Consider the following 1,720-nt stretch of genomic DNA (forward strand, 5'->3'; position numbering starts at 1 on the left):
CCAGGGCACAGCACACTGAAGCCGATGCTTTCCCCGTATTCAAGACGAAACGCGTCGACGAAACCGAGTACTGCATGCTTGGTGGCGACGTAGGTCGCGACGCCCGCGGTCGGTGTGCCCACGGCATGATGCGAGGCAGTGTTGCAAATCCACGCTTTCGTGCCATTAGAAAGGAAACGCCTGCCGAACACTCGGCAACCGTTGAACACGCCATACACGTTCACCTCGAACTGCCACCGCAAATCCTCGTCGGTTGTGTCGAATCCCGGTCCGGTTGCGATGACGCCAGCGTTGTTGCAGAGGATCTCTACGTGTCCCAATGTGTCCCACGCAAAGTCCGCCAGCTTCTCGACCGATTCGGATTGGCGCACGTCGCATCGGAAGGGGCGGCCCACCCCCCCCTTCGCTTCGATTTCCGCGCACACTGCCTCGGCTCGTTCGAGCTGCACGTCGGCGACTATGATCCCGCTGGCGCCGGCGTCGGCCAGCGCCAACGCGATGCCTCGGCCGATGCCACTGCCCGCGCCTGTGACGACGCAGCCCTTCTGCTTGATTTCCATATTTTTCTCGGTCTCAGACTAGTGCCGCATGACGAACGGCTGATTGGTGTCTGGCTTGCCACAGATCCACACAGTCTTGGTTTGCAACCATTCGTGGATTGCCTCAACTCCTCCTTCTCGGCCGAACCCGCTGCGCTTATAGCCGCCGAAAGGTGTGGCGCAGCCGCCGACCCGGTAGGTGTTGACCCAGACAGTGCCTGCTTGCAGAAGCTCAGATGCACGCATTGCCCGCCCCATGTCCGACGTCCAGACGCCGGCGGCAAGGCCGTAAAGCGTATCGTTCGCGATCTGGTAGGCATCTTCCTCGGTTTCGAACGGAATGATCGAAAGCACGGGCCCGAACACTTCCTCGCGCGCGATGCGCATGCCGTTATGCACGTTGGTGAAAATCGTCGGCTCGATGAAGCGGCCTCCCTCCGCGCCGGGTCCGCGGTACGGCCCACCACCCAACACGCAATTTGCGCCTTCCTGTTTGGCGATGTCGATGTAGCTAAGTACTTTCTCGTACTGCTGCAGTGTCGCCATCGGACCGACATGAGTGTCCGGTTGCATCGGATCGCCAATTCGCGCGGCCCCAGCCGTCTGCGTCAACCGCTCGACGAACTGATCGTGAATCGAACGCTGGAGCAAAAGCCGCGAGCCGGCGATACAGGTCTGCCCGCTGGCAGCGAAAATTCCAGCGATGGCGCCTACCACGGCGGCGTCAAGATCCGCGTCTTCGAACACGATATTCGGGGACTTGCCGCCCAACTCCAGTGTCACCTGCTTAAAATCGCGCGCTGCTGTCTCATTGATGACGCGGCCGCCAGCCTCCGACCCGGTCATGGCGATTTTCGCTATGTCCGGATGCGCGACCAGTGCTGCTCCAGCTTCGTGCCCATAGCCGGTAACGACATTGACCACACCGGCCGGGAAGCCGGCCTGCGCGAAGAGCTCCGCGAACTGAAGCGTCGAGGCCGAGGTGAACTCGGATGGCTTGATGACAGCGACGTTACCGGCGGCCAATGCGGCGGCCAGCTTGTGCGTCAACAGAAGGAGCGGTGAATTCCATGGTGTGATTAGCGCGACCACGCCCAACGGCTCGTGGCGAGTAAAGGCGAACATGTTGGACCTGCCCGTTGGAATGACAGATCCCTCGATCTTGTCGCTCAGGCCCGCGT

Annotated in this window: 2 protein-coding genes; both read right to left on the reverse strand. The window is 61.2% G+C overall.

The genetic code is table 11. The features are described from left to right. The coding region (locus WCA53_RS01970; RefSeq protein WP_423904924.1) for an SDR family NAD(P)-dependent oxidoreductase at positions 1-560 on the reverse strand (560 nt) is incomplete at its 3' end. An 18-nt stretch (positions 561-578) separates the two neighbouring features. Beyond that, a partial coding sequence (locus WCA53_RS01975; protein WP_423904926.1) for an aldehyde dehydrogenase family protein occupies positions 579-1,720 on the reverse strand: 1,142 nt, incomplete at its 5' end.

It is taken from the genome of Caballeronia sp. (assembly GCF_049581465.1).
In the GTDB taxonomy this organism is placed as follows: Bacteria; Pseudomonadota; Gammaproteobacteria; order Burkholderiales; family Burkholderiaceae; genus Caballeronia.